Annotated in this window: 26 protein-coding genes and 1 pseudogene; 13 read left to right on the top strand and 14 right to left on the bottom strand. The window is 59.3% G+C overall.

From position 1 onward, the window contains the following. Positions 1–58: 58 nt before the first annotated feature. The 3 genes from ribA to P3S72_RS27010 are packed head-to-tail and all read left to right on the top strand — an operon-like array spanning position 59 to position 1,889. Positions 59–676 (top strand): GTP cyclohydrolase II, encoded by a 618-nt coding sequence (gene ribA, locus P3S72_RS27020; protein WP_276195054.1) that lies wholly within the window; start codon positions 59–61, stop codon positions 674–676. Further along, positions 673–1,092, top strand: a complete 420-nt coding sequence (locus tag P3S72_RS27015; protein ID WP_276195053.1) for an MFS transporter — start codon at positions 673–675, stop codon at positions 1,090–1,092. Before ribA ends, P3S72_RS27015 begins: the two co-directional genes overlap by 4 nt. Continuing rightward, entirely contained in the window at positions 1,089–1,889 is an 801-nt protein-coding gene (locus tag P3S72_RS27010) for a cobalamin-binding protein (protein WP_276195052.1), read from the top strand. Before P3S72_RS27015 ends, P3S72_RS27010 begins: the two co-directional genes overlap by 4 nt. Before the next feature lie 36 nt (positions 1,890–1,925). Here the strand turns inward: P3S72_RS27010 and P3S72_RS27005 are convergent, their stop codons facing one another. The 9 genes from P3S72_RS27005 to P3S72_RS26965 form a co-directional block, all read right to left on the bottom strand. Then, on the bottom strand, positions 1,926–3,821 hold the full coding sequence (locus P3S72_RS27005) for a TonB-dependent receptor (protein WP_276195051.1): 1,896 nt from the start codon (positions 3,819–3,821) through the stop codon (positions 1,926–1,928). 139 nt (positions 3,822–3,960) lie between these two features. Next, on the bottom strand, positions 3,961–5,856 hold the full coding sequence (gene dxs / locus P3S72_RS27000) for a 1-deoxy-D-xylulose-5-phosphate synthase (protein ID WP_276195050.1): 1,896 nt from the start codon (positions 5,854–5,856) through the stop codon (positions 3,961–3,963). A 110-nt stretch (positions 5,857–5,966) separates the two neighbouring features. Next, positions 5,967–6,854: a (2E,6E)-farnesyl diphosphate synthase gene (gene ispA / locus P3S72_RS26995; RefSeq protein ID WP_276195049.1), complete on the bottom strand. Its 888-nt coding sequence runs from the start codon at positions 6,852–6,854 to the stop codon at positions 5,967–5,969. After that, positions 6,851–7,093 carry an exodeoxyribonuclease VII small subunit gene (locus tag P3S72_RS26990; protein ID WP_003176346.1) on the bottom strand — a complete coding sequence of 81 codons (243 nt, stop codon included), beginning with the start codon at positions 7,091–7,093 and terminating at the stop codon, positions 6,851–6,853. The genes ispA and P3S72_RS26990 overlap by 4 nt, the downstream gene beginning before the upstream one ends. A gap of 138 nt (positions 7,094–7,231) precedes the next feature. Then, positions 7,232–7,846: a PAS domain-containing protein gene (locus P3S72_RS26985; RefSeq protein WP_276195048.1), complete on the bottom strand. Its 615-nt coding sequence runs from the start codon at positions 7,844–7,846 to the stop codon at positions 7,232–7,234. Between the two features lie 57 nt (positions 7,847–7,903). Beyond that, positions 7,904–8,872, bottom strand: coding sequence for an ornithine cyclodeaminase (locus tag P3S72_RS26980; protein WP_276195047.1), 969 nt, complete (start codon positions 8,870–8,872; stop codon positions 7,904–7,906). A 120-nt stretch (positions 8,873–8,992) separates the two neighbouring features. Then, positions 8,993–9,364, bottom strand: coding sequence for a MerR family transcriptional regulator (locus P3S72_RS26975; RefSeq protein ID WP_276195046.1), 372 nt, complete (start codon positions 9,362–9,364; stop codon positions 8,993–8,995). Continuing rightward, positions 9,303–9,947, bottom strand: coding sequence for an NAD(P)H-dependent oxidoreductase (locus P3S72_RS26970; RefSeq protein ID WP_276195045.1), 645 nt, complete (start codon positions 9,945–9,947; stop codon positions 9,303–9,305). The genes P3S72_RS26975 and P3S72_RS26970 overlap by 62 nt, the downstream gene beginning before the upstream one ends. Positions 9,948–10,030: 83 nt before the next feature. Beyond that, the gene (locus tag P3S72_RS26965; RefSeq protein WP_247404830.1) at positions 10,031–10,903 is read right to left on the bottom strand and encodes a WYL domain-containing protein; all 873 of its coding nucleotides are present in this window, start codon (positions 10,901–10,903) and stop codon (positions 10,031–10,033) included. 119 nt (positions 10,904–11,022) lie between these two features. Here P3S72_RS26965 and P3S72_RS26960 point away from each other — a divergent pair, with 119 nt between their 5' ends. The 9 genes from P3S72_RS26960 (at position 11,023) to P3S72_RS26920 (ending at position 19,254) form a co-directional block, all read left to right on the top strand. Continuing rightward, on the top strand, positions 11,023–11,280 hold the full coding sequence (locus P3S72_RS26960; RefSeq protein WP_276195044.1) for a hypothetical protein: 258 nt from the start codon (positions 11,023–11,025) through the stop codon (positions 11,278–11,280). A gap of 188 nt (positions 11,281–11,468) precedes the next feature. Then, on the top strand, positions 11,469–12,599 hold the full coding sequence (locus P3S72_RS26955) for a GTPase (protein WP_276195043.1): 1,131 nt from the start codon (positions 11,469–11,471) through the stop codon (positions 12,597–12,599). 98 nt (positions 12,600–12,697) lie between these two features. Then, the gene (locus P3S72_RS26950; RefSeq protein WP_276195042.1) at positions 12,698–13,537 is read left to right on the top strand and encodes a GTPase; all 840 of its coding nucleotides are present in this window, start codon (positions 12,698–12,700) and stop codon (positions 13,535–13,537) included. 5 nt (positions 13,538–13,542) lie between these two features. After that, complete coding sequence (locus P3S72_RS26945; protein ID WP_276195041.1) at positions 13,543–13,824, top strand: hypothetical protein; 282 nt, start codon at positions 13,543–13,545, stop codon at positions 13,822–13,824. 41 nt (positions 13,825–13,865) lie between these two features. After that, a complete protein-coding gene (locus P3S72_RS26940) occupies positions 13,866–14,678 on the top strand; it encodes a GTPase (protein WP_276195040.1) in 813 nt (270 codons plus the stop codon). A 3-nt stretch (positions 14,679–14,681) separates the two neighbouring features. Beyond that, positions 14,682–15,098 carry a hypothetical protein gene (locus tag P3S72_RS26935; protein WP_276195039.1) on the top strand — a complete coding sequence of 139 codons (417 nt, stop codon included), beginning with the start codon at positions 14,682–14,684 and terminating at the stop codon, positions 15,096–15,098. Between the two features lie 102 nt (positions 15,099–15,200). Further along, positions 15,201–16,910, top strand: a complete 1,710-nt coding sequence (locus P3S72_RS26930) for a GTPase (RefSeq protein WP_276195038.1) — start codon at positions 15,201–15,203, stop codon at positions 16,908–16,910. After that, positions 16,907–18,454, top strand: a complete 1,548-nt coding sequence (locus P3S72_RS26925; RefSeq protein WP_276195037.1) for a GTPase — start codon at positions 16,907–16,909, stop codon at positions 18,452–18,454. The genes P3S72_RS26930 and P3S72_RS26925 overlap by 4 nt, the downstream gene beginning before the upstream one ends. An 80-nt stretch (positions 18,455–18,534) precedes the next feature. Then, positions 18,535–19,254, top strand: coding sequence for a hypothetical protein (locus tag P3S72_RS26920; protein ID WP_276195036.1), 720 nt, complete (start codon positions 18,535–18,537; stop codon positions 19,252–19,254). A gap of 108 nt (positions 19,255–19,362) precedes the next feature. Here the strand turns inward: P3S72_RS26920 and P3S72_RS26915 are convergent, their stop codons facing one another. After that, entirely contained in the window at positions 19,363–20,622 is a 1,260-nt protein-coding gene (locus P3S72_RS26915; RefSeq protein WP_276194114.1) for an IS256 family transposase, read from the bottom strand. A gap of 102 nt (positions 20,623–20,724) precedes the next feature. Beyond that, positions 20,725–21,357 (bottom strand): isochorismate family cysteine hydrolase YcaC, encoded by a 633-nt coding sequence (gene ycaC / locus P3S72_RS26910; protein ID WP_276195035.1) that lies wholly within the window; start codon positions 21,355–21,357, stop codon positions 20,725–20,727. Positions 21,358–21,809: 452 nt separating this feature from the next. On the opposite strand from ycaC, the pseudogene P3S72_RS26905 reads away from it, so the two are divergent. Next, positions 21,810–22,024, top strand: a pseudogene (locus P3S72_RS26905) (hypothetical protein); the annotation flags it as partial. 232 nt (positions 22,025–22,256) lie between these two features. Here the strand turns inward: P3S72_RS26905 and P3S72_RS26900 are convergent. From P3S72_RS26900 to P3S72_RS26890, 3 genes are all read right to left on the bottom strand, one after another. Continuing rightward, positions 22,257–23,030: a S24 family peptidase gene (locus tag P3S72_RS26900; protein ID WP_276195034.1), complete on the bottom strand. Its 774-nt coding sequence runs from the start codon at positions 23,028–23,030 to the stop codon at positions 22,257–22,259. A gap of 214 nt (positions 23,031–23,244) precedes the next feature. Further along, entirely contained in the window at positions 23,245–23,772 is a 528-nt protein-coding gene (gene ppa / locus P3S72_RS26895; protein WP_003237090.1) for an inorganic diphosphatase, read from the bottom strand. Between the two features lie 107 nt (positions 23,773–23,879). Further along, a complete protein-coding gene (locus P3S72_RS26890) occupies positions 23,880–24,695 on the bottom strand; it encodes a M90 family metallopeptidase (protein ID WP_276195033.1) in 816 nt (271 codons plus the stop codon). Between the last annotated feature and the right edge of the window lies 1 nt (position 24,696).

The raw sequence follows: 24,696 nt of genomic DNA, 5'->3' as shown, positions 1-24,696 counted from the left end.
TGTAGGAACGTGCTGTTACAATGCGTGCCTCTGTGAAATCTGAAATCAGGAGCACACGGTGCCCGTCGTTTTCGTCGCTGCTTCCAAGCTGCCTACCCCTTTTGCCTCGTTCACCATGCATGGCTTCCTCGAAGAAGCCAACGGGCGCGAGCACGTTGTGCTCAGCCTGGGCGATATCGCCGATGGCGCGCCGGTGCTTGGCCGCGTCCACTCCGAGTGCCTCACCGGTGACGCGCTGTTCAGCCAGCGCTGCGACTGTGGCTCGCAACTGGAAGCCGCGATGCGCGCCATCGCCCATGAAGGCCGTGGCGTCTTGCTGTACTTGCGCCAGGAAGGTCGTGGCATTGGTCTGCTGAACAAAATCCGCGCCTACGAGTTGCAGGATGGCGGCGCCGACACCGTCGAAGCCAACGAGCGCCTGGGCTTTGCCGCTGACCAGCGTGACTACGGCATCTGCCTGCCGATGCTGCAGCACCTGGGCGTGAAATCCCTGCGCCTGATGACCAACAACCCGCGCAAGGTCAAAGCCTTGACCGAGATGGGCATCACCGTCGCCGAGCGCGTGCCGCTGCACACCGGGCATAACCCGCACAACAAACTCTACCTGGCCACCAAAGCCAGCAAGCTCGACCACATGATGGGCAACGAGCATCAGGGCGAGGTCGACCGCGCGTGACCCGAGGCCAGGTGAAACGGCGATTGACCTTCAATTGGTGGCAATACCTGGCGCTCGCGTTGCTGCCTTTGTTCGTGATCAACCTGGTGTTCGGTCGGGCCGAGCCGCTGTTGCCGGTGCTGGCCATGCCGTTCTTCATTGCCGGCGTGGCCTCGATGTTTCTCAGCCTGCGGTATTTCCATGGCTATAAACATGCGTTGATCGCCACGTCCAAAGCCCTCGATACCGCCGAGGAACCGGCAGCCTGGCTCACCCTTGCCGCCCGTCGCCGCATGGCCTTGCTGATTGCTGCCGTGCCGGCGTGGATTGGCGCGCTGGCGGTGTTTGTCGGCCTGGAAGCGGTGCCGTTGTTTTTGCTCGTGCTGTCGACCCTGGTGTTGTTTTACCTCTACCGCATCCCGCGTCAGTTGGGATGAGGCTTCGCTGGCTGGCGGTCCTGCTGCTGGCGTTCGGTGCCCAGGCGCTGGCGGTCGAGCGGGTGGTCAGCCTGGCGCCGTCGCTGTCGGAAATCGTGGTTGAACTGGGCGCTGCCGACCTGCTGGTGGGCGTGCTCGACGGCGGCGATCGGCCGGTGGCGCTGGCGAAGGTGGCGTCGGTAGGTCGCTATGGGCAATTGAACATCGAGCGTTTGCTCAGCCTCAAGCCCGACTTGATCCTGCTCTGGCCCGGCAGTGTCGGCCCGGCCCAGCGCGAACAGTTGCAGCGCCTGAATATCCCGGTCTATGTCGCCGAACCCCATAACCTCGAACAACTGACCCGCCAGGTCCAGGCCATCGCCGAGCAACTGGGGCGCGCCGACGCCGGCCGGCAATTGTCTGCGCAGTTGCGCCAGCGCCTGGCCGAGTTGCGCCAGCGCTATCAGCGTGCCGAGCCCTTGCGGGTGTTTTACCAAGTGTGGAGCCCGCCGCTGTACACCGTGGGCGGTGAGCAGATCATCAGCGATGCGCTGAGTGTGTGCGGCGCACGCAATGTGTTCGACGACCTCACGCTGCCCGCGCCGCAGGTCAGCATCGAGTCGGTGTTGCAGCGCAATCCCGAGGTGATTCTGGCAGCGGATCAGCCGCAGTTGGATGCCTGGAAAGCCTGGCCGCAGGTGGCGGCGGTGGCGCAGGGGCGATTGCTGTTGGTGCCGGATAAAGGCCTGGAGCGGCCGAGTGGGCAGATGTTGGAGGCGTTGGCGCGGTTGTGTCAGGTGATTGCGCCAAACCTGTGAGGCCTGCGATGAGGCCAGGGCAAACCGACGTTCCAATCAGAGCGCCGGCGTCCAGGTCACCCCAACCTTCCATACCCGGCCTTCTTCCCGGTAATCCTGATTATTCAGAAACGCCGGATCGTCGTAGCTGTAACGCGCCCGTGCGTAAGTCTTGTCCAGCAGGTTATCGACGTTCAGCGACAGCGCCACCTCCCGACTCACCGCCCAACTGCTGCGCAGCCCGAGCAGGGCATAACCGCTCAGGCGATTGCGATTGGCTTCGTCGTCGTAGCTGCTGCTGATCGCCTGCCAGCTCGCGCCCACGCCGAGTTGATCGAATTGCCGATCCAGGTCCAGGCTTAGGGTGCGTCGCGCGCGGCGGGCCAGGGTGTGGCCGCTGTCGCGGTCACGCGGGTCGATGATCGACAGCCCCAGGTTGCCTTGCCAGCCAAACAGCTCCTGCTTGAGCGCCGCTTCAACCCCATTGATCCGCGCCGACGCCACGTTCTGCGGCTTGCCACTGCTGTCTAGGATGATCGCGTCGCTCAAGTCGGTGCGGTACAGCGAGGCTTCCAGGCGCGTGTGGTCGCCGAGTTGGCTGCGCCATTGCAGCTCGTAACTCTTCGACGTCTCGGGCTGAAGATTGGGGTTGCTGTACTGCGTGTCCGGGTAATAGAGGTCATTGAAGGTCGGCGCACGGAAGCCTTCGCTGTAGCTCAGCAGCACATCGTTGTCGGGATTGATCGGCACGGTGAGGGTGCCGCTCCAGCTGTTCTGGCGGCCGAACTGCTGGTTCTGGTCATGGCGCAGGCCCAGCTCGGTGGAAAACCAGTCGCTGTGGAAACGATGCTGCACAAACGCCGCGCGGTTCCAGCGGCTGTTTTCGGTGAAGGTGGTGGAACCGTGGAAGCGGTCTTCGTACCAGTCGCCGCCGAGGATCAGGTTGTTGCGGTCATTCAGCGTCAGGTCGTTCTGCCAGTTGAGCGAGTCGCGGTAGGTGTTGAACACGCTGAAGTCATCGCTGAGGGTGTCGCGCTTGGTATCGCGGTTCTCGCTGTGGCCCAGTTCCAGGCGCGATTGCCAGCGCTCGGTGAGGCTGGCGTCGAGATAGCCGCTGGCGCTGCTCACGGCGTAGTCGGTGTAGGGTTTCTGGCCGACGGTCTGCTTGGTGGCGACGTCATAGCGGCCGAAACTGTTGTCGTACTCCGACTTGCCGCGGCTGTCCAACAGATTGAAACCGGCTTCGAGCTCGTCACTGAAGCTGTGGCTGAGGTTAAGGCTGACGGACTGGTTGCGGTAGGCATCATGGTCGCCATCGCTGGGAAACGAGGTGCGTGTCGAATTGATGCCGGCGGTTTCATCCAGGCTCGCGCTCAGGTTGAAGCGTGTGTGTTCGTCGCCGCCGGACAGCCCGAGGCTGCGTTCCCAGCTCTGGTGGCTGCCGAAGCCCAGTTTCAGGCGCGGCTGCAGGCCCTGTTCGGCGTTGCGCCGGGTAAACACCTGGATCACCCCGCCAATCGCATCGCTGCCGTAGATCACCGAGCGCGAGCCGCGCAGCACTTCGACCCGCTCGATCTGATCGACGTTGAGGTACTGCAGGCCGCTGTCGCCGGAGGTGGTGTTGGCGATGCGCTGGCCGTCCACCAGCACCAGGCTTTGCGCGGACTTGGTGCCGCGCAGGTAGATGCCCGGCAAGCTGCCACGGCCTCCAGTGGGCGCCACTTGCACGCCGGGCACGCGGCTGAGCAGGTCGGTCAGGCTGGTGGGTTGCAGGCGGTCGATGTCGTCGCGGGTGAAGACGGTGTTGGCGGCGCTGCTGTCGTTGCGCGCCTGGACCTGGCGGTTGGCGCTGATGACCACATCGGGGAGTTTAAGCGCCTGGTCGCGGGTGTTGGCGAGCAGGTCGGGTGTGGGCAGAAGCAGCAAGGGCAGGACAAAGCGAAGATGATTCATGGCTGTCCACAGCGTTGAAAGTTGGCACAAAAACAATGTGGGAGGGGGCTTGCCCCCGATAGCGGTGTACCAGTTAACGTATCTGTCACTGACCCACTGCCATCGGGGGCAAGCCCCCTCCCACATTTTGATCCGGTTTCTACAGGCCCAGCAGCGCCATACGTTTGCGTACCGAAGCCTCGATCCCGGCTTCATCCAGGCCGCACTCGGCCAACATCTGCGCCGGCTTGGCGTGTTCGACGTACATGTCCGGCAAGCCCAGGTGCAGCACCGACTTGAGGATGTTCTCGCGTGCCAGGAACTCGCTGATCGCCGCACCGGCACCGCCCATGATGGCGTTTTCTTCGACCGTCACCAGCAATTGATGGCTCGCGGCGATCTCGCGCACCAGGGCTTCATCCAAGGGTTTGACGAAGCGCATGTCGATCACGGTGGCGTCGATGTTCTCGGCCACTTTCAGGGCCTCGACCAGTTGCACGCCGAACACCAGGAATGCGGTCTTGCTGCCTTGGCGTCGCACGATGCCTTTGCCGATTTCGATCGGTGCCAGGTCTTTTTCGATCACTGCATTCGGGCCGTTGCCACGTGGGTAACGCACGGCGGCCGGGCCGTTGTACAGGTAGCCGGTGCTGAGCATCTTGCGCAGTTCGTTTTCGTCGCTCGGCGTCATCACCAGCATGCCGGGGATGCAGCGCAGGTAGGACAGGTCGAAGCTGCCGGCGTGGGTCGGGCCGTCTTCGCCCACCAGGCCGGCGCGGTCGATGGCGAACAGCACGTCGAGGTTCTGCACCGCGACGTCATGCACCAGTTGGTCGTAAGCGCGCTGCAGGAAGGTGGAGTAGATCGCCACCACCGGCTTGGCGCCTTCGCAGGCCATGCCGGCGGCGAACGTCACCGCGTGTTGCTCGGCGATGGCGACGTCGAAGTAGCGCAGCGGGAAACGCTCGCTGAATGCCACCAGGTCGGAACCTTCCTTCATCGCTGGGGTAATCCCCACCAGGCGCGGGTCGGCGGCGGCCATGTCGCACAGCCACTCGCCGAACACCCCGGAATACTTCGGCCCGCTGGCCTTTTTCGGCGCGGCGGGGGCGTCCAGGGGGTCGAGCTTGGTGATCGCGTGGTAACCGATCGGGTCGACTTCCGCCGGCGCGAAGCCTTTACCTTTTTTGGTGACGATGTGCAGGAACTGCGGGCCTTTGAGGTCACGCATGTTGCGCAGCGTGGCGATCAGGGTCGGCAGGTCGTGGCCGTCGATGGGGCCGATGTAGTTCCAGCCCAGCTCTTCGAACAGCGTGCCGGGCACCAGCATGCCCTTGGCATATTCTTCGGTGCGGCGGGCGATTTCCCACGCGCCGGGCAGGCGCGACAGCACTTTCTTACTGCCTTCGCGCATGCTGGCGTAGGTCCGGCTGGACAGGATCTTCGCCAGGTAGTTGGACAGCCCGCCGACATTGCGCGAGATCGACATGTCGTTGTCGTTGAGGATCACCAGCATGTTGGCTTCCACTTCTGGCGCATGGTTCAGCGCTTCGAAAGCCATGCCGGCGGTCAGCGCGCCGTCACCGATCACCGCAATCGCCTTGCGATCACTGTTTTGCAGGCGCGAGGCAATCGCCATGCCCAGTGCGGCACTGATGGAGGTGCTGGAGTGGCCGACGCCAAAGGTGTCGTACTCGCTCTCGGAGCGGCGCGGGAAGGCGGCGATGCCGTCCTTCTGGCGCAGGGTGCTCATGCGCTCGCGACGGCCGGTGAGGATTTTATGCGGATACGCCTGATGGCCCACGTCCCACACCAGCCGGTCGTCCGGGGTGTCGAACACGTAGTGCAGCGCGATGGTCAGCTCGATGACGCCCAGGCCGGCACCGAAATGCCCACCGGTCTGGCCGACCGTGTAGAGCAATTCCAGGCGCAATTCATCGGCCAGGGTTACCAGCTCGGTTTCACCCAGACGCCGCAGGCCGTCCGGCGTGGCAGCACGGTCGAGCAGGGGCGTGGACGGGCGTTTGCGGGGAATCTCTTGAAACGTCGTGGGCATCAGGCGAATCGTTATAGGTATAGAAGAGGCGGCAGTTTACCTCAAGCATCGCAAACTGCCCACGCGGAGCGCCGAACTTGACTGATATGCGGCCGTAATGGCCGCTGTTATCAGTAGCGACGTTCGACGATGTACCGCGCCAGGTCACGCAGGGGCTCGGCCGCCGCGTCGAAAGGTCGCAGGGCGGCCAGGGCCTGGTCGCGCAGTTCCAGGGCGTAGGCCTTGGCGGCATCCAGCCCGAGCAGCGCAGGATAAGTCGGTTTGTCCCGTGCGATATCGGCACCCTGGCGTTTGCCCAGGGTGGCGGTGTCACTTTCTACGTCGAGAATGTCGTCCTGCACCTGGAACGCCAGGCCGATGGCCCGGGAGTAGACCTGCAAGGCCGCCAATTGCGCGGCGTCGGCACGACCACTGGCCAGGGCGCCCAAGTGGACGGCGGCTTCGATCAGGGCGCCGGTCTTGTGCCGGTGCATGTGTTCGAGTGCCGGTTGATCGAGCTTCTGGCCCACCGAACCAAGATCGATGGCCTGGCCGCCAACCATACCGGCGGGGCCTGCGGCCACCGCCAGGGCAGTGACCATGCGCAAGCGGATCTCGGCGTTCACGCTGCTCAAGCTCGGGTCCAGCAGCGCGCTGAACGCCAGGCTTTGCAGGCCATCGCCAGCGAGAATCGCGCAGGCTTCGTCAAAGGCTTTATGGGTGGTCGGCTGACCGCGACGCAGGTCATCGTCGTCCATCGCCGGCAAATCGTCATGCACCAGCGAATAGGCGTGAATCAACTCCACCGCACAGGCCGCGCCATTGGCTTGTTCGGCGGGCGCGCCGAGGGCTTCGCACGCCGCATACGCCAGCAACGGGCGCACACGCTTGCCGCCATTCATTACGCTGTAGCGCATGGCCTCATAGAGACGTTTGATTTCGGGGCTTGGCGCAACAAACAAGGGCTCCAGCGCCGCATTGACCCGGGCTTGGCTACTGGCCTGATACGCGTCGATCATTCCGGCTGTTCCGCATCGAAAGGTTCTTCGGCCAACTCCCCGTCGCGTTCCAGCAACACCTGGACCTTCTGCTCCGCCTGCGCCAACGCGCTCTGGCAGTCACGGGTCAGGCCGATGCCTTGCTCAAACGCGGTCAGCGAGTCTTCCAGCGACAACTCGCCGTTCTCCAGACGCTCGACCAGGGTTTGCAGGTCGGCGAGGGATTGTTCGAAATCGAGTGCAACTTTTTTGCGGGCCATGGCGGCTATTCCGGTAGACGGTAAACCGGCGCGACACTAGCAGACATGGGGGATGGGGGCAAATGAGCGGGGGGGCAGACGACCCGGTCATCGCCTGCTGTAGGCTGTGCAACAGGGGTGAGCCGATTGTGCGCTCGCCTATGACTGCGCCGCAGCGGCACGCAAATAGTTATACACACTGGCCCGGGAAATCTTGAAGTAATCGCCGACGTATTCGACAAAATTACGCACGTCCAGCAAGCCGTGCTCCCGTGCCTGTACCAGCACCTGGATGATTTCCCCTCGACCGAAATCGGCGGGTTTCAAATGATTCGCGGCGGCGAGGGTTTCGATGATCTCATTGAGTTTTTCCCGCCAATCGCCACTGAACAGCGATTCTGGGCGCACTTGGGACTGCTGGCCTACGGCAAAGCCGCTGAGCAGTTTTTGCACGTGGGCCAGTGCGGTTACATCGAAGTTCAGGCACAGCAAGGCGTTGGGCTCCCCGTTTGCCGCGCGGGCGACGAGGGAGATTGAACGCAACTGACGGCTGTTGAGGCCGGTCTTTTCATACGGCCCGACTACGTCGGGTCCGGCATCCAACTCAGCCAAATCGGTGATCAGCGATTCATCCCCGACCTTACGTCGGGAAAATCCATTGGCGATGTGGGCAATGCGCCCGCTGCTCAGGTCGTGTACCACGGCTTCCAGGTCCGGATAGAGCAGGGCGGCGATGCCGTCGGCGGTTGCCTTGATGAACGCGATATCGACCATGGGTTAACCGGGCACAGGGAAAGGAACGGTGATTGTACGCAGGCGTCCGAACAGTTGTCAGTTCACGGCCTGCATGCGCTGCACCGCGAGGGTGGCCAGTGCGATGTCCTGAGCGGCCAGGCCGGTCAAGTCGGCAATGGTCAGGTCGTCGTCGCTGAAACGTCCGCACGCCTTGCCGGCCAGCACATGGCCGAGGGAAACGTCGGCGTGGTCGCTGATCAAATGGGCCCGTACTGCGTGGCTCATTTCGCCATGGTCGACGCATTGGCTGCGGTCATCCGTCATGAGCACGCGTGCCCGTTGCAGCAGTAGCGGGTCCAGTTCCTGTTTGCCAGGGCTGTCTGCACCCAGGGCGACAATATGCGTGCCTTTACGGACCACGGCGGCCGGCACGATTGCCTGGGTCGACGGCGTGCAGGTAATCACCAGATTGCACTGTGCGAAAACAGCCTCAACGTTGTCGGCTGCTTGGGCCTTGAGCCCCTCTTGAGTCAGCGTCCTGGCGAGATGTTGTGCCTTGTCAGGGGCGCGCGCCCAGATCACTACACGTTCGATTCCCAGTAGTTCGCAGGTCCAGCGTGCCTGCAGTTGCGCCTGATGCCCGCTGCCGATTATCCCTAACGCGCTCACCCGCCGAGGTGCCCCGGCCCGCGCAGCCAGGGCGCCGGCGGCGGCAGTGCGGCAACTGGTCAGCCAGCCTTCGTCATTGAGGACGGCGCGGGTCTTGCCGGTGTGAGAATCGAACACCAATACCAGGCCATTATTGGTCTCCAGGCCGCGGGAAGGATTCTCGTAAAAGCCCATGGCCAGCTTGACCACAAACACCGAACCGTCTTTCGCATAGCCGGACTTGATATGACAGTCCCCCGGCGGGTTTTCAAACAGTAACACCCCCGGCGGCGGGGCCACGATGCGGCCGTCGGCGTGGCTGATCAATGCCTGTTCCACCGCGTACAGCATGTCTTGGCGCGATAGCGTGGCGCGTAACGCACTGAGCCCGTAAACCGCCAGTGGTGCCGCGCTCATCAGGCACGCTCCCACGTGGAAAAGCAGGTTTTGAGATTGAAATCCGAGGGTGTGGCCATGGCGCGTTCCTGACGATCAGCGGGGCGAAAGCGCGACACTAGCCTGATTTATATTTTTTGTCTAATTTGTATTTTCTGTGTAATTATCGTTTGAGTGTTTAAGCATTGCGTCAAACTCGGCCAGCCCCGCCTGCATCTTCTGCAGTGCCGTCATTTGCCGCGCCAGCTCCTCTTGCTTGCGAGCAATCGCCTGGCTCGCGCGCTCCCAAGGCAGCGCGTCGCCCTGGTGCCCCTGCAAAATGGCCTGCAGCTCCTTGAGCTTGAAACCCAACTGCTGAGCACATTTGATCACCATCAGCCGCTCGACACTCTGTGTCGAATAGACCCGATAGCGCCCCTCTCTCTGCGGGGTGGGCAGCAGGCCGATCGCCTCATAGTGACGAATCGCCTTGATGGTCGTGCCCGACAGTTGCGCGGCTTTGCCGATGAACATGAAAACGCCCTTTTTCAAATAATCCGCCGGCCCGCGTCAGCCAGCGATTGCGCTGCGCGGACGTGGAGCCCAGCACCGGGCCGAGCAACAAGGTCTTGGTCACCGTGATGCCGCAAAACTCCAGCGTCGTCTTGCGCATCTGATGGATGCCCGGCATGCGGTAGAACCAGCGGTAATACCACGGCGGCGTGTCCATGGTCACCAGTAAGTGCGCGGTTCGGCCATGCAGCAGTTTGTCAGGAAATGCCTTGCCTGCACGGTACTTGAAGGCAAAGCCGGGTAGGAAAACTCTGTCGATGAAGCCCTTCATCAAGGCCGGAATACCGCCCCACCAAATCGGGAAGACAAACGCCAAATGGGTGGCCCAAAGGATATCTTCCCGGGCGCCGAGTAAATCGGGCTCCAGGGCTTGAATGTCGTTGTAGCCGTTATGCAGGACAGGGTCGAAAGCCAGCGCGCCCAGCCGTAGGACGCGTACTTCATGGTCAGCGTTTGTTGCCGATTGGATGTAGGTGTCTGCCAGCGCCGAACAGAAGCTGGAGCCGCAGGGGTGACCGAGGATGACCAGAATGCGCTGAGCCATGGGGGCGAGTCCTGAAAAGGGGCTTGCAGAGTAGGGGCTGCCGTATAGGGGAGAGTCAAGCGGCGGCGGCGCTGCAGCATCCGTTAGTCATAGAGCCACGGTCTCAAGTCCTTGAGGTTCGTCACCACAATCTGTTGTGCTTCAGGGTTCGGGTCCAGGTTGCGTGCATCAATCTGATAACGCTGCAGGACATACTTCACCAGCGCCCTGCGGCTGGGCACAACGAGCTGGCCGTCAACCATGCCAAAGTCGGTTTCGATGATCGCCTTTTGTGCCGCGCTCAAACGCCCGTCGGGCGCGATGATCACGGGTGTTTCGGTGTTCCAGTCATCGTCCAGCGCCTGGGTGTTCTCTGATACGTCCAGCAAACCAGGCTCGCCCCGCAGCCGGCTCAACACAAAGTCCCGGTACTCTCGATTCTTCTCACAGTACGCGCGCACGTGCCAGCGCATGCCGGTGTAGACCAGGGTGTGTGGTGCGATCAGGCGGATATCGACCTGGGGCGAATTCAGCGACACATACTCGGTCTCCAGGCGCAGGCCATCGCGGCAAGCCTTCAACAGAGGGCGCAGAATTTCCGGGCGGATGGGCCGATCCGGAACATCCAGAACCTTGGTATGCGCGTAGGCCAACGCCAAGCCATCAATGTGGGGCGCGCGTTCGTGGTTTTGATAAAGCAGGTGCAAATAGGCGCTCGCGCTGTCGTCGATGAACAGCGGCTTGAACGTTTTGCTTGGCACATAGCCCTTTATTTTTTTGTCATATGTAAGGTTTTTAGGCGCATGTTCGGTGATGTACGTATTGATGTCTTTGGAGGCCTGCTGACGGCTGATACCAAAGCTCTGGATCAAGTGGCCCGTGGTCAGCCGGCCCTCCCACCAGACAACGGTTTCGATCAAACGATAGCGAAGTGCCAGGTCCCAGCGAACCTGTTCGATGGATTGCTTGCGTTTCATACCCTCTCCATGTGCGCGAATACTTTACCTGTATAAGTCTACATTCTAGACCTGTCGTCTATCACTACATATCGTGTGGCTGTCGTTTAAACAAATCGAACACACCCAAGGAAGTACACATGACTATGGCAGAAGCAGTGTCGACAGGGGCGCTGGTAGTGCTGGGGAGCATCTTGCTGGTCCTCCTGCTGCAATACTTGCGGCTGCGTGAACTCTGGAAAATGGCGCTTAACTGCCGCAGAGACGCACGCTGGGGGCGGATCTGGGAGGCTGAGAACCGGGAGCTGCGTTCTGCGCTGCGCGCTGAGAAGGCGCATATCAAGCAGTTGCAGAGGAAGGTGGGGATTTTGCAGGGGGTGATTGCGCAAGGAGAGTAGGGGCGGGATGTCTTGCTCATTGATATTCAGACGAGAGCAGGCGTCTTGAACCCCGATACCCGTAGGAGCCTACGCTTGACACGGATAGTGGCAAAATGCGATTGAGGCTTAAGAATTTTGGATCCAGGGCGAAAACCTTTTTTAGCGCGCACGTTTGCGAGCGTCGCGCAGTGACGGAGAAAAGAACGATGGCAAGTATGGAAGCTCAATTGGAAGAGCAGTTCGATAAGGAAATGGCTGCGGTCAAACGCCCGAACCTGATGATTGTCGGCGGCACCGGTGTTGGAAAGAGCAGCCTGATCAATTATATCTTCGGCAAAACGATTGCCGAGGTCGGTACCGGGCAGCCTGTCACTCGGGGTTGTCATCGGTACGAAGATGCCAACATCCCTCTGGTCATCTTTGATACCGAAGGTTACGAGGTGACTGAAGGCGGGCCTTCGGCAGGCAATTTTCGGGAAAAAATCATTCCCGAGATCATTCAGCGCAAATCCAAAGTGCTGGATGAGCACATCCATCTCATTTGGTACTGCCTGAGCGTGGCCAACCACCGCGTTACCGATTTTGACCTGGAAAACTTGCGACTCATTACCGGCGAACTGGATATCCCGGTGGCTGTGGTACTCACCCAGTGCGATGCCGAGCCCGTCGACGACGAAGGTCGCGGTGAGACTTCCCAGGCGTTTCGCAAAGTCCTGCGCGAGCATGGTGTTCATTGTGAGGTTTTTGAGACCTGTGCAAATAACCCCAACCATGACCCAGAGCTGAAACTGGACCTTGAAAAGTTGATCGCCTGGTCGAGCGCATCGCTCAAGGACGATGCGTTGCGCCAGTCCTTTGTGGCTGCCCAGATCGCCTCGCTACCGGCCAAACGCAGCGAAGCGATGACGATCATCATGACCTACAGCGCCACCACCGCCGCCAGCGCCGGGCTTAACCCGGTGCCGATGTCGGACGCGTTACTCATTGTGCCTCAGCAGATGGCGATGGCCGCATCCCTGGCCAAGCTCTACGGGTTTGGCTCGATGGGTGAAATGGCCGTCAGCATGCTCAAGGGCCAGATCCTCAGCCTGGTGGGGCGCCAGTTGGCAGCCAGCCTGACCAAGATGATCCCCGTGCTTGGGCAGATCATTAACGCCGCTGTCGCCGGGGCTATCACCGGAGCGCTTGGCTTGGCCCTGGTCGAGGTCTATGAACGAGCCGTGGACGGCTACCTTAAGACAGGCAAGTCGCCGGACTGGGCCCGCCTCTTTTCTAACGAGCAGTTCATGCAGGCGTTCAAGATTGCGCTGGGAAAATGGGGCAATCAAAAAGCTTGAAGCCACTTGTCGCACTTTGAAGGCCGTGGCGAGAGACAGATCACGCTGTTTCTGTGCAGGTCTTCATCCCCTTTCCGCGGTTCAGGGTTTAGAGAGACATGGATCAGTTTGCGATCAACATCATCGTGCTGGGTAAAAGCGGCGTCGGCAAAAGCAGCTTCTGCAACTATCTTTTCGACCAGGCGGGTTTGTTTGAGACGGGCAGCGGCAAGCCCGTCACCTCCTGGGAGAAAAACTTCCAGTCGCACACCTTCGAGCATCAGGGGCACCTGTTGAATGTGTTCGACAGCGTTGGCCTGGAAGCTGACAACTATGAGCGATGGCTCAAACAGTTCGACAGTTTCATGCAGCAACGTCGCGCCCGCCCGATGGAGCCGGAAACCTGGATTCATGGCGCCTTTTATGTGATCAACGCCAGCTCGGCACGCCTGGAACCGGTGGATGTGAACCTGATCAAACGGCTCGGGCAGGATGCCAGGATTCCCCTGCAAGTCATCCTGACCAATGCCGACGTTGCGGGCGATAAGGTCGAGGCCCTCCAGCGAGAAATTCACCACCTATGCCCGGGTGTATCGGTGACGCCGCTGTGTTCGGTATCGGTACGCAGGCGCGGTGGCCAGTCGACGCAAGCCTTTGGCCGCGATGAAGTGCTTTCGCTCTACCTGGAACAGTCGCACGCCTTTCTCAGCAAGCGTCTGGCAGCGATGAGCTGCTTGAACTTCAAGGGTGTACTTCGCGAAATGCGCAATACGGTGGTTGCCAAGATAGAACAGGCCGACCTCAGCATTTTTAGAATCGCGGACCTCGATCTGGATACGGAAATCGAGTTGCCCGATTTCGATGAAGTGTTTTCCGATCTGAAAGGTTTCGATGACTACCTCTCATCCTTTGGTTTCGTGGGGACTGGGAGACCAGCGATGAGCTGGAAAACGCAGTAACCCGTGTGTTTGATGACTTCCAGGGCGAGATGGAGAGCCGTTTCAAAGAGATCGAAGACGGGTTCGAGTCCGATAGCCTCCTGCGCAAGGTGGGCGCGCTCTACGAAGCGGCAAAGATCATCCTGACCCTGAAGTCGACCATGATCGAATGGCTGGATGAAGGTTTTGGCCGCGTCCACACAGCACTCGATCAGCTTTTCATCAAATATGCCGAGGACGACAACTTCTTCGCCAGCCATCTAACGGGACGCGTCTTCATTCGCCCCAAACTGTTCGGCATTTTCTAAGCACGGACTGCATCAGCGCTATTTAAGGGAGAGCAGTAACCATGGGGTTCGATACGATTTATGCGGTGCTGCCGGATCAGGTGGCCGAAATAAGCCGCTTGCAGTACCTGTTGGCTGAAGCACGGTTGCCGGTTGTGTCGGTGATCGGCAAATACAACCATGGCAAGAGCTCCTTGCTCAACGCCCTCGTGGAGCGCGAGCAGTTCGCCGTGTCCGATGCTCGGGAAACAACTGTATTGAGCTACTTCGAGCATGAAGGCGTGAGGTGGTTGGACACACCGGGGTTGGATGCTGACCTGGCGCGCGAAGACGACCGCGAGGCGATGAATGGCGCATGGCAGCAATCGGATATTCGGCTGTTCGTGCATTGCGTTCGAGAGGGCGAGTTCGACCAAAGCGAAAGCGAGATGATTGATGCGTTGCAACGGGACGCGTCAGACAGTGGGCGTCAAACCTTGATCGTACTGACCCAGATCGAGCAAGTCGAAGAACAGGCCCTGGCCAATGTTCAGGCGAGCATCAGAAAACAGGCGCCAACGCTGTCGATCATCCCCGTCTCTGCCCATCGTTACCTTCAGGGCTTACAAAGCGGTAGTGCGTTGAAGGTGAAGAAGAGTGGCGTCAAAGCGTTGCGCCAGGCTTTGCAAACGGCATTGGACGATGTGTCGCAAACCCGTCTCGATGAAGTGTCGGCGCTGGGAGAAACCCTCGGTGGCCTCATCGACCAGGGCCTGAGCAACCTGCAGGCGCAGCTTGAACATCGGCAATCCACTCAGCAAGCGCAATTGACTGGGTTTATGGATGACTACAGGCAACTGCACAGCAAACTCCATCAACAACTCAAAGGGACCTGAGCAATGCTTCCACTATTTTTGTTGGCCGGTGCTGCAATCGCTGCCGTCGCTGCTGCGGTGTCCAGCAGTTCGTCTTCGTCTTCGTCCTCTTCCTCTTCTTCGGGGCCTTCCCGCGACTATGAACGTGAAGCGGCTGAAAAAGCGCACAAAGTAAAACTTCAAGCCAACACCGACGCGGCGGAGCGTCAGCTCAAGGCTTTCCTTCAGAGCAAAGGCATTGAAGTGACGGCCGTGCAGTTTGCGGCATTGATTAAGTCGATGATCAGTCAGCCGGATAGATACCCCAGCGAGACGCTGAAAAAAGCCTTCCAGCGCACCGCCTCCATGCGCGCCATCGATGCGCAAGTCAGCGCATTGGAGCAGCAGATTGCACAGCGCAGCCAAGCCAAGACCTTCCTTGACAGTTTGCCGATTGGCTGACTGCCTCTTGATACCGGTGTGACGCGTATTTGCGCTCGCACCGCCCCTTTTTGGACTCTCTGTTCGCGACTTCGAGTGGCGTTAACAGGCACAGGATTGTGTATGCAGGAAAAAGCATTTATCGACGCGCTCAAAGGGTTTGAATACCTGACCCAGCGCGTGGAAGCCGAAGAAAGTGAATTACGCGATTGGCAGGCTGCATTGACGCGCGCGCTGAGCGTTCAGCCATCGCTGGGCAAGCTGAACCGCGATGGCCACCTCGCACGCCAAGCGCAAGGTGTGCGCGAAGTGGTGCAGGTGTGCATTAACGATTGGGGTAAGTCATGGGCGCGCAATCAGCCGTCTGCCCAGCTTGCCGAAACCTTTGGCGACAAAGCTGTGATTCTGGTGTTCGGCAAGGTCAATGCCGGCAAGAGTTCGTTCTGTAACTTCATCGCCGAGCGCTTTGCCGCTCAGGGCGAAGCCGTTCAGTACTTTCATCTGGCGAACGATTCGATTGTCGACCGTGATGAGCCGTTCGCCGAAGGCGAGACGGAAACCACGTCGCAGATCCAGGGCATTCGCCTGGGTCAGAAGTTGATTCTCATCGATACGCCCGGCCTGTTGTCGGTGACGGGGGTCAATGGCGAACTGACCAAACGCTACACCGACAGCGCCGATGCGGTGCTGTGGTTGAGCAGCTCCACGGCGCCCGGGCAGGTGCAGGAGTTGGCTGAACTCGAAGGTGAACTCAAGCGTAACAAGCCACTGCTGCCCATCATCACCAAAAGCGACTTCTTCGACGAGGATGAGGTGCCGGGTCAGGACGAACTGGTCAAGGTGCTGCGCAACAAGACTGCGGCAAACCGCAAGATGCAAGAAGAGGATGTGCATAAAAGGGCTGGCGAGCAGCTCACCAAATCCCACCTCGACGCGGCACTGCTTAAGCCGGTTGTCGCTGTTTCCGTGCGTTTTGCCCGCGTGCACGCATCGCAGGCGGATGCCTTGGACGCCGCAGGTTTCGAGCGCCTGTTCCAGCAATTGCAGCTGACTGCGCAAGAGGCTCGAACCTACAAAGAAGGCAAGGCGACGCAGTTGATGATCAGCCATCTGGAGAACAACGTACTGCACAGTTTGCGCAGCACGGTGCTCCCCCAGTTGGATGAACTGCGCAATGCGACGCGCGCTGCGGTTCATGGCCTCAAGGTGCGTAACGATCAGATCGCCTCAGCGGTGCTCGCCGATGTGCTGCTCAAACTGGGCGACCTGCTGGAGACCCACAAGGCTACGCAGGATGTTAAGGCGCTGACCCAGGATGTTAACGCGCTGTGCCAGGCCACGATCGAACATCACCTGACGCGGGAGTTGAAAGACTATGTCAATGAGCTCAAGGGTGCGCTGGTCGATATGTCCAGTGATGACATCGGCAGCTTCGAGGACCTTGGCGTTGACATTGAACGGGTGACCGGCCGAGGCAAACAAGCGGCGGCGGCGGCGAGCGCAAGTGCTATCGGAACCGCAATCGGCACCGCATTTGGCGGCCCGCTCGGTGCCCTTGCCGGTGGCCTGCTGGGTGGGATGATCGGCGGCGCCGTTGGCAAGTACATGGTTGAAACGGAGATGGTCCGGCAAGTCGTCGGCGTCAGTTATGCACGCCTGCATGCCAAGCTTGAGAGCGACCTGCGTGCTCGCTTGCCCAAGGCCGTTAACGTGGCGGTAGACACCTGCATCGAGTCGATCAACCTGGTGGAAGTCGAGGCCATGCGCCTGTTCGACATCATCGCGACCAGCGAACAGGACCTGAAGCAGTTGAAGGAGCGTATTGCGCGATGAACCCTTTTGAACACTACAAAACCCTACTCGCCAGCGCCTGTGGCATTGCTTCGCGCTACCTGCCAGATGCGTCCCAGCGTATCGAACAATTAGTCGAACAGATTGATGAACGCAAAGTACACGTGATGTTGTTCGGTGCCTACAACGCCGGCAAAAGTACGTTGATCAATACTTTGCTGGGTGAAGAGCGCGCTGTGGTTGGCGATATTCCAACCACCGATGCGGTACATCGCTACGATTGGGATGGGCATGTCTTGCTCGATACTCCGGGCATCAATGCACCCATTGCACACGAAGAAGTCAGCACAGAGCAGTTGAAACGGGCCAACCTGATTCTGTTCGTGTTGCGCCAGGAAGATCAGGACGCGCAAAACATAATCGAGCGTATTTTTGCCTTGATTGCCCAGCGTCGCCCGCTGTTCGTCGTGCTGAACTATGAAGACAGCGACCCTGCCGCTATCGATCGCATCCAGTCCAGCTTCTCTCTGACACTGCTCAACCATGCGCGCAAAAATGCTATCGATGAGCGCCTGGTTCAACAGTTGCCCGTGATATTGATGAATATCAGAACGGCAAGTCGTGGACGCCTCGAGGGCAAGGCGAAACTGCTTGAGCACTCGGGTTTTGAAGCCTTCATCGTTCGATTCAAACAATGGCTGCAGCATTTCGACAGTGAGCAACAACTGCTCAAGCAAACCTTCGGAATTATCGAAAGGGCATTGCTGGCGCCAGTGGCCAACTGCATCGACGGCGAAACACCACACGCCCAGCAGTTAGGCGCGATCGATGCTCAGTTGGAGCATATGGCTCGTCAGCAGCAACAGCTGAAAAACAGCGCCAGGCATTTGGTGCGCCGTGAGATTCTCGCGGCACGGCCGGCCATCGAGGCCGCGCTCGATCAGTGTACCGATCCCGCGTCGTTGACCCGTGCATTGGAGGTTCAGGCGCAGGGCATTGCCGAGAAACTGCAGCAATGGCTGGAAGGCGAGTTGCAGAGCATGCGCAAGGCGCAAATCAACGAGTTGCTATCGGGCGCCGGGATCGACCCCAAGCTGTATTCGAACATCGAAGAAAGCGAACTGCTGGACAAGTTGTCCGGACCGATCTTCGCTCAGCTCAAGGGCATCAACCAGGATCACCTGACCTCGTTGCTGGTACTGGGCCGCAAACTGAAGATACCGATGTTGAAAGGCCGTTGGCTCTCGACCTTGCAGAAATGGGCGGGGCGTGCAGCGCCGGTGGTTCAACTGGTATTCGCCATTGCAGAAATTTTTATGGCCGCTCGCAGCGAAGACAAGGAGAACGAGCGCAACCACAGCCGTGCTCTTCAACGCATACAGTGGATTGAAGAAACAAGCGCCGAGGTGGAGAGCGCCTTGGTCCAAAGCGTCTGTGAGTTGATTGACCAACTCTTCCGCGAGCAGAGAAAACCTTACGAAGAGAGCCGTACCGCCTTGCAAGGCGCCGCCAGCCAACGTGAAAAAGACTGCAGCGACTGGCATGAACTGACGCGCACATTGCAGGCGCTGGAGTTCCCAGCTTGAACGCCTGAGTTGAATCAGCCTTTTCATCGTGACGCCGCCCATACAGGGCGGCTGCTTTTTTTGCAAAGGAATGACACTGCATGAATCGAATGTTTGTAAGCCCGTGGTTGTCGGTATCCCCCAACGGCCCGGTGACCTGTGCCCACCCCCAGGCACATGATTATGTGCATTTGCGCCAAGGCGAAATGGATGGCGCCTGTGGACCCTATTGCGTGGCGATGACCTTGATCGCGCTGGGCGTCATGTCTCGCGAGCAGGCTCAATCACTCGACACCTATGATGGCCGAACTCGACTGGGTCGCTTTCGCGAAAGCCTGCTGGCCTTCGGCGCTCTGGTGTCGGAAGGCACCGACGATTTCGATGTGAGCTGGCTGGTCGACGTGTTCAAGCGCGCCGGGGTTGTGACCGAAGTGCTGGATGCGGCTCCGCGACGACAAACGACCATCCGCAATATTGCCGATGCCGTCGACAACCGCAAAATCCCGATCGTTGGTGTCGATTGGGACGGTGGCCTGGCGGGGCATTGGCTGCTGGTTATCGGCTATCAGGGCTACCAGGCAAACGATGATGATGAATTACAAATCACCCACCTGCTGTGCCTCGACCCCACCAGCGACGCCCCACGGGTGTCACTCTGGAATGCGGTGATCGAAGTCTTCACCGAGGAAGGTAAATCAGTCAACGAAGGTCGTTACTACTGCCAGCACTGGGGGCCCAACGCCGCGCCGACGGCCTGCCGAATTGCTCAGAGTGTTTTGGTGGGGCTCGATAAAAAAGCGGAGTCCAACTATTTCTACTGAGTAAAGCGCGGGCGCCGCAACGTCCATAGCGGTATTTAACGAAGCAAGAGAGTGTCAGATTTTTTGTGTGCGGGCCGTTAACGGCCTGCCGTTAGGCAGGCCGTAGTTTTACCAGGTCGGCCTGATAAATCGATCTCCATACAAGATCGCAAATTGATTCATCGCACTCTTCCAGTCGTGTGCCGGCTTGCCCCAGTTTGCGGTGATATTGCGTAAGCCCAACCAGATTAGCTTCGTCGCGGCATCGTCCGTTGGGAAATGGCCTCTGGTCTTGATGATCTTGCGCAACTGAGCGTTGATACTCTCGATGGCGTTCGTTGTGTAGATCACTTTACGTATGGCCGGAGGAAACACGAAGAAGGGGATAACTCGATCCCACGCACGCTTCCAGGCCTTTGCGACCGTTGGATATTGCTTGCCCCAAGGGCCGGTTTCGAAGGCTAACAGCGCTTGTTCAGCGGCGTCAGCGTTGAGTGCCTGATAGATCGGCTTCAACGCTTTCGCCAGCTCGCGGCGCTTATCCCAAGGCGCGTAATCAAGACTGTTACGGATCAAATGCACAATGCAGGTCTGCAACGTCGTCTCGGGAAATACCGCGCTCAGCGCTTCAGGCATACCTTTGAGGCCATCAGTTACTGCGATCAAGACGTCCTCGACACCTCGGGTTTTGAGGTCGTTGAAGACCTTCATCCAAAACTTCGCACCTTCGGTTGTTTCAATCCAAATGCCCAAGATGTCTCGGGTTCCATCCGGCAAGACACCCAGCGCCAGGTAGATTGCCTTGTTGCGAACCAAACCTTCGTCGCGAATTTTGACTCGCAACGCATCGAAGAAAATCACCGGGTACATCGGCTCAAGCGGTCGTTGTTGCCAGGCAGTGACTTCGTCTAAAACCGCATCGGTCACTGAGCTGATGAAATCGTGAGAGACCTCTGTTCCGTACTGTTCGGATAGAAATGCACGGATCTCACGGACCGTCATGCCTCGGGCATACATCGCAATGATCTTGTCATCAAAGCCCGTAAATCGGCGTTCGTGTTTTGGGATCAGGATCGGCGCAAAACTTCCATCGCGATCTCTGGGGATGTCCAGGCGAAGCGGGCCGTCATCGGTGAGCACCGTTTTGCCGCTCTTGCCATTGCGCTGGTTACTCGACTCCTCAGGGCGCTCCGCGCCCTGAGGATAGCCAAGGTGGTGACCCAGTTCGGCACCAAGGGCTCGCTCGATCAGCGCCTTTTTGAACGCCATCGACGCATCCTGAATGGCTTCGGCACTCATCGGACCGCTGACGAACTGGTCGATCAGCTCTTTGGGAATGGTTGGAAGATCACGCGGGGCCTCACGGGCCGGTTTCTTTTTGGTCGGCATATATGCACCTCTTCTGCAATGTTATGCCCGAACACAAAATTTATGACAGTCCCCGAAGCAAGCCTGCTTTTTCAAGCAGGCCTATCGTTGACGGCGGTTCTCTTACTTCTGCTGCGCCGTCAGCGCCGCATAACCATTCATCAAGTTGCGATAGTTCGGAATACGCTGGGACAACAGATTGCCCAGGCCTTCGATATCGTTGCGCCAGTCGCGATGCAACTCACACGCCACCGAAAACCAGTTCATCAACTGCGCACCGGCCTGCGTCATCCGGCTCCACGCCGCCTGCTGCACCGTGGTATTGAACGTGCCCGACGCATCCGTCACCACAAACACCTCAAACCCCTCCGCCAGCGCCGACAACGTCGGGAACGCCACGCACACATCCGTCACCACACCGGCAATGATGATCTGCTTACGCCCGGTGGCCTTGATCGCCTTGACGAGGTCTTCGTTGTCCCACGCGTTGATCTGACCAGGACGGGCGATGTACGGCGCGTCCGGGAACATCTCCTTCAACTCCGGCACCAGCGGGCCGTTCGGGCCTTGCTCGAAGCTGGTGGTGAGGATCGTCGGCAGGTTGAAGAACTTGGCCAGATCCGCCAGGGCCAGCACGTTGTTCTTGAACTCGTTGGGCGAAAAGTCCTGCACCAGGGAGATCAGGCCGGTCTGGTGGTCGACCAGCAGGACTACGGCGTCGTCTTTGTTCAAGCGGTTGTAGGTTGGTGCGCTCATGGTTGAATCCTTTTTTGTTTAAGTGGGTTGGGCGTTGCGTTCAACATGGGCACAGATTAATGGGTGGGGTGTGGGGGATAAATCGGCTGGGAGGCGTCTTACTGTCAACTTAAAAGGGACAATTGGTTGAGCTGCTAGCAGTATCGATCCCTTTCATTTGCAGGACGTTTCCTAGAAAATCCGAGTCGCTTGCGTCAGCGAAATTCCGTGACTAGGCTGCGGTCCGTCACTGCAAATTCAGTGATCGGGTTTAGTCGCCCGGACTTCGCTAGGCGCACGCGCCATCCCAAAGACAGGTGTCTTCTCACCTGCACTTTATGGTGGCTGTGCGCAGGGCACCTCCGGGTGCGCCGGTGCCTAGCGGCCGGTCGACTAACCTGCGTACAGCCGCCACCTCTGCTCGTTTAGTCGCGAAAGGACGGTGGTATTCACTTACTGCTAGGAGTTTTGCTATGGATAACGTTGTTTCGGATTCGCCGTCATAGCCTACGACCAACCCCTTTACTGTTAATGAAGAACTGAGCTTTGAGGATGCTGGGTGCGTGTGGCTGAGTTGCTGCAATGTGCGGTGGCGACATCGCAGGCGCTCGGGGAGCCGCTGGCTGCGCCGCAGAGGGCGGTGATGCATTTGGTGGAGATGGCGAAGCTGGTGGCGGAACGGGCGTTGGGTATTTGGATTTCGATGACTGCAGGCATTAAAAAGCCGGCTTGTGGCCGGCTTCTCGGGGACTGCCTCAGCTTGTTTTTGACAAACCTCAGCAGCCTTCAAATCGCTCAGCCAACATCGCGTCTGGCTGAATAGTCGGGGCATCCGCGGGAGTTTTCCGCATCGCCTGGCAGGGTGAATGGCCTAAAACCAACCCCTGCCAAATGTGCGGCGCATGATACCCACATTCCCCTCAGTTGCCCACCTCCGGATCGGATTTAGAGCCTTCCCAGCCCAGTAGGTGTTCATCCAGTGGCACGGGTGGGCGGCGGTTGTTGAGGGTGGACCACCAGAATACCCAGCCGACGATCTGGAAGTTCTGTTCGAAGCGTTGATCGAAGGTCAGGTATTCGTCGGGGTGTTCGCCGGCGTTGTGGCTGCGCATGCGCAGGCCGCCGCCGGGGCGGTTGTAGAGGTATTTGATGCGCAGCATGTCGTCGTGTTCGACGGCGTAGATTTCGCCGTCGACGATTTGGGTGCGGCCGCGGTCGATGGCGAGGGTGGCGCCTTGTTGGATGATGTCGATCATGCTGTTGTCGACCATGTAGGCGCCGAGGGCGCGGTCGGGGTTTACGTTTAAGGTGTCGAGGGTGTGACGCGAGAGGCGGATGTGTTCGGTTGAGGTGAAGGACGGATGGAGGGTGATCTCCACGTCGATGGTTTCCGGGTGACGGACGGGGCCTGTGAGGTATTTGCCGCTTTCTTCGCGGGTGGGCAATGCTTTCCTTGCATCGTGACCTTCCAACAGGAAGTTGGCCGGTGGGTGTTTAGGGCCTACGCCGGCGTGCAGCCAGCGGCTGGAGACGCACAGCAGTTCTGCGATTTCGTTGAGTCGGCCCATGGGGACGCCGCGTTTGAACCAGTTGTTCACGTGTTGAGGCGTGACACCGCGGTTCTTGGCGAAGTCGGAAGCGGAAAGATGAACTTCCCGTAATAACGCTTTTAAGCGATCACCTGATGTATTCATAAACGCAGAGTTTACTGGCCGGGAAAATAGATCAAATAAACCATGCGTTCAATTGCCGGTGTAGGTTTTTGCTTAGTTGTAGCCTGATCTTTCTTTGTTGCTTGTTAGTTCAACATAGAGTGTTAAGTGTTGAACTTGATGTTTAGTTTTTCCGACAAAAAAAGCCCCGAATGATCGGGGCTTTTTTGATTGTCGCAGCAATGAGGAGCAGGTATCAGCCTTTGTAGGCTGCGACCGACTTCATGATCTCGGCGCGGGCGGCGTCTGCGTTGCCCCAACCTTCGATCTTCACCCATTTGCCTTTTTCGAGGTCTTTGTAGTTCTCGAAGAAGTGCTTGATCTGTTCCAGCAGCAGTGGCGGCAGGTCGGTGTATTCCTTCACGTCCACGTACAGCTGGGACAGCTTGTCGTGGGGGACTGCGATGACTTTGGCATCGCCGCCGCCGTCGTCGGTCATGTTCAGGATGCCGACTGGACGCGCGCGGATAACCGAGCCTGGGGTAACCGGGTAAGGGGTTACGACCAGCACGTCGAGGGGGTCGCCGTCGTCAGCCAGGGTGTTGGGGATGAAACCGTAGTTGGCCGGGTAGAACATCGGGGTGGCCATGAACCGGTCAACGAACAGGCAGTCGCTGTCTTTGTCGATTTCGTATTTGATCGGCGCGTGGTTGGCCGGAATCTCGATGGCGACGTAGATGTCGTTCGGCAGGTCTTTGCCAGCCGGAATCTTGCTGTAGCTCATTGGGCGTTGCCCCCGTAGTTGGCCATGGACATGGCCGGATTGGCCTAAAAGTGGCGGCGATTATAGGCATATTCTGACGCCGATGCCATTCACCAGACGTCGTACAGTCATTCGCCTTGTGGCTGATAACGTGGGTCGTGCGCTTGCAGCTGGGTGAGGCGGGCTAGAGGGTCCTGGCGGTAAAAGCGGCTCAGTTGCGCGTACACCTGTGGATAACTGTTGATCAGTAAATCGGGCGCGCTGAAAAAATATTCGCTGGTGACGGCGAAAAATTCCGCCGGGTTTTCGGCGGCGTAGGGGTCGATGGCGGTTTCGGCGTCGGGGTTGGCGTCCAACTGGCGATTAAGCTCGTCGTAGGCGCCTTGCATCACGCTGGCCCACTCTTGCACACGCATGTCGTGGTGCAGGGGCGGCAGGCCGTTGGCGTCGCCGTTGAGCATGTCGAGCTTGTGCGCCAGCTCGTGGATCACCAGGTTGTAGCCTTCCCAATTGCCGCTGGCCAGCACGCCGGGCCAGGCGAGGATCACCGGGCCTTGTTGCCAGGCTTCGCCGCTGTGCTCGCCGTCCCACTCGTGCTCGACGCCGCTGGCATCGCGATGGCGTTGCGGGCTGAGGAAGTCGTCGGGGTACAGCACGATCTCGTGGAAGCCCTGATACCAATCGAGGTCGCCGAGGTTCATCAGGGGCAGTTGTGCCTGGGCGGCGAGCAGCAGGCGTTGTTCCTGGTGCAGCTCGACGCCGGGCAGGGCGGTGAGGTGTTTTTCGGCGAGAAACACCACGCAGGCTTCGCGCAGCCACTGGTCTTGCTCGGCGCTGATGCCGTCGAGGAAGGTCAGGTGCTCGCGCACCCGCTGCCAGGTGTCATCGGCAATCGGGTGCTTGGCCAGCAGGCGCCGGCGACGCCAGGCGCTGAGGGACCACATC

The organism is Pseudomonas sp. D3 (assembly GCF_029320995.1).
In the GTDB taxonomy this organism is placed as follows: domain Bacteria; phylum Pseudomonadota; class Gammaproteobacteria; order Pseudomonadales; family Pseudomonadaceae; genus Aquipseudomonas; species Aquipseudomonas paraveronii.
Note: the sequence above shows the minus strand (reverse complement) of the source record. Positions and strands in the feature narration are given on the sequence as shown.

Excerpts from the sequence above, each read along its gene's own strand:
- P3S72_RS27005 (WP_276195051.1), bottom strand. The coding sequence starts at position 3,821 with ATGAATCATCTTCGCTTTGTCCTGCCCTTGCTGCTTCTGCCCACACCC.
- dxs (WP_276195050.1), bottom strand. The coding sequence starts at position 5,856 with ATGCCCACGACGTTTCAAGAGATTCCCCGCAAACGCCCGTCCACGCCC.
- P3S72_RS26990 (WP_003176346.1), bottom strand. The coding sequence starts at position 7,093 with ATGGCCCGCAAAAAAGTTGCACTCGATTTCGAACAATCCCTCGCCGAC.
- P3S72_RS26955 (WP_276195043.1), top strand. The coding sequence starts at position 11,469 with ATGGCAAGTATGGAAGCTCAATTGGAAGAGCAGTTCGATAAGGAAATG.
- P3S72_RS26915 (WP_276194114.1), bottom strand. The coding sequence starts at position 20,622 with ATGCCGACCAAAAAGAAACCGGCCCGTGAGGCCCCGCGTGATCTTCCA.
- P3S72_RS26900 (WP_276195034.1), bottom strand. The coding sequence starts at position 23,030 with ATGAATACATCAGGTGATCGCTTAAAAGCGTTATTACGGGAAGTTCAT.
- P3S72_RS27010 (WP_276195052.1), top strand. The coding sequence starts at position 1,089 with ATGAGGCTTCGCTGGCTGGCGGTCCTGCTGCTGGCGTTCGGTGCCCAG.
- P3S72_RS26970 (WP_276195045.1), bottom strand. The coding sequence starts at position 9,947 with ATGGCTCAGCGCATTCTGGTCATCCTCGGTCACCCCTGCGGCTCCAGC.
- P3S72_RS26950 (WP_276195042.1), top strand. The coding sequence starts at position 12,698 with ATGGATCAGTTTGCGATCAACATCATCGTGCTGGGTAAAAGCGGCGTC.
- P3S72_RS26960 (WP_276195044.1), top strand. The coding sequence starts at position 11,023 with ATGACTATGGCAGAAGCAGTGTCGACAGGGGCGCTGGTAGTGCTGGGG.
- P3S72_RS26985 (WP_276195048.1), bottom strand. The coding sequence starts at position 7,846 with ATGGTCGATATCGCGTTCATCAAGGCAACCGCCGACGGCATCGCCGCC.
- ycaC (WP_276195035.1), bottom strand. The coding sequence starts at position 21,357 with ATGAGCGCACCAACCTACAACCGCTTGAACAAAGACGACGCCGTAGTC.
- P3S72_RS26965 (WP_247404830.1), bottom strand. The coding sequence starts at position 10,903 with ATGAAACGCAAGCAATCCATCGAACAGGTTCGCTGGGACCTGGCACTT.
- P3S72_RS26975 (WP_276195046.1), bottom strand. The coding sequence starts at position 9,364 with ATGTTCATCGGCAAAGCCGCGCAACTGTCGGGCACGACCATCAAGGCG.
- ispA (WP_276195049.1), bottom strand. The coding sequence starts at position 6,854 with ATGATCGACGCGTATCAGGCCAGTAGCCAAGCCCGGGTCAATGCGGCG.
- ppa (WP_003237090.1), bottom strand. The coding sequence starts at position 23,772 with ATGAGCTACAGCAAGATTCCGGCTGGCAAAGACCTGCCGAACGACATC.
- P3S72_RS26930 (WP_276195038.1), top strand. The coding sequence starts at position 15,201 with ATGCAGGAAAAAGCATTTATCGACGCGCTCAAAGGGTTTGAATACCTG.
- P3S72_RS26920 (WP_276195036.1), top strand. The coding sequence starts at position 18,535 with ATGAATCGAATGTTTGTAAGCCCGTGGTTGTCGGTATCCCCCAACGGC.
- P3S72_RS26925 (WP_276195037.1), top strand. The coding sequence starts at position 16,907 with ATGAACCCTTTTGAACACTACAAAACCCTACTCGCCAGCGCCTGTGGC.
- P3S72_RS26940 (WP_276195040.1), top strand. The coding sequence starts at position 13,866 with ATGGGGTTCGATACGATTTATGCGGTGCTGCCGGATCAGGTGGCCGAA.
- P3S72_RS26890 (WP_276195033.1), bottom strand. The coding sequence starts at position 24,695 with ATGTGGTCCCTCAGCGCCTGGCGTCGCCGGCGCCTGCTGGCCAAGCAC.
- P3S72_RS26935 (WP_276195039.1), top strand. The coding sequence starts at position 14,682 with ATGCTTCCACTATTTTTGTTGGCCGGTGCTGCAATCGCTGCCGTCGCT.
- P3S72_RS26980 (WP_276195047.1), bottom strand. The coding sequence starts at position 8,872 with ATGAGCGCGGCACCACTGGCGGTTTACGGGCTCAGTGCGTTACGCGCC.